Source organism: Streptomyces alkaliphilus, assembly GCF_014141535.1.
In the GTDB taxonomy this organism is placed as follows: domain Bacteria; phylum Actinomycetota; class Actinomycetes; order Streptomycetales; family Streptomycetaceae; genus Streptomyces; species Streptomyces alkaliphilus.
In genome coordinates this window covers 1-1,214 of record NZ_VKHT01001261.1, presented here as the reverse complement: position 1 = coordinate 1,214, position 1,214 = coordinate 1, and the positions used below count along the sequence as shown (strand labels likewise).

Below are 1,214 nucleotides of genomic sequence, written 5' to 3'. Positions count from 1 at the left end.
AGACAGGCGCCACCCGCCCCCACACCACCGCCACCTCCATCGGTGGGGAGAGCTCCCGCAGTTCCCGCTCGGTCGGCTCCACCCGGAACCCGGCCTCCGACAGCTCCCCCCGAAGCCGTCGCACCTCGTCCACGCCGGTGGCCTCCACCCGCGCGCTCTCGAAACCCTGCTCATCCGATCCCCGCTCGGCGAGGTGGAAGCCCGCGGCCAACTCGGGCGCGACGTAACCCACCGGCCCGCCCTCGGCACGGGGTACGCCTCCCCGATACCGCTCCCCCGGGCCACCACCGTCCGCACACCGGGAAGCTCGGCGATCTCCGCCAGCCGTGCCCCGGTGAGCAGGTCCGCACGAACCCCGTCGCGCTCGGTTTCCCCTTCCGCCGCGTGCCCCTCCCACACCGTCAACGAACGCTGCGCGCCCTCGGAGGTCGCGCGCGCCTCCGCCTCGACCCGCGCCCGGTGCACGGGGCCGGTCACCACCACCGTCAACGCCACCGCGACCAGCAGTGGCCACAAGGGCCCCCGGTGACTTCGGATCACCTCCCGCATCACGGCCGTCATCCCCCGCCACGTGGGCCGGACATCGGACGACGTCATGCGAACTCCTCGATGGTCGGGGCGGGTCCGGTGGCCATGGACCGGACGACGACCCGCCGCCCACCGTAACCTCCGGGTCCCGGGTACGCGACGGTGTGTCACGGGGCGGGGCGGCCCCGCCGCACCGTATGGCCCCGCCCGTGCTCAGTGGCCCGGCCCCGGGGAGGCCGGGTCGGTGGGTACCGGGTCGGTGGGGATCATGGAGAAGTAACTCTCCTCCTCCTGTGCGAAGTGCATCCGCAGCACGGTGTGCAGCCCGTACAACACCGCCCGCAGGTCCACCACCTGCTCGGGGGGAAACTCCCCGGCCTCCGGCCCGAGGAGATCCAGATGGGTCCGCACCCGACGTGCCAACCGCTCGATCTCGGCGTGCGCGCGACTCATCGTGGCGGTCGCCTCGGCTCCCCCCAGCACCCCGGCCAGGGCCGGGTACAACTCGTGCTCCTCGGCGTACTCGTGGGGCAGCAGCCGATCCTCCAGCAACCGGTCCACCCGCCGCACCGCGGCGACGGCGTCCGCGGCGGTGTCGACGCCCCCGCCGCCGGCGGCGGGGGCCCGGGCTCCCTCCCGAGCCGTTGAGAGACGGTCCGCCGCCTCCCGCACCGCCTCCACCACAC

The 1,214-nt window shown here is 74.3% G+C and carries 2 protein-coding genes; both read right to left on the bottom strand.

Annotated elements, in window-relative coordinates; genetic code table 11:
- Positions 1-232, bottom strand: a 232-nt coding sequence (locus tag FNQ90_RS23830; protein ID WP_182608238.1) for a hypothetical protein, incomplete at its 3' end; no start/stop codon positions are given.
- Between the two features lie 509 nt (positions 233-741).
- Positions 742-1,214: hemerythrin domain-containing protein (locus tag FNQ90_RS23825; protein ID WP_182608237.1), on the bottom strand; the 473-nt coding region annotated here is incomplete at its 5' end.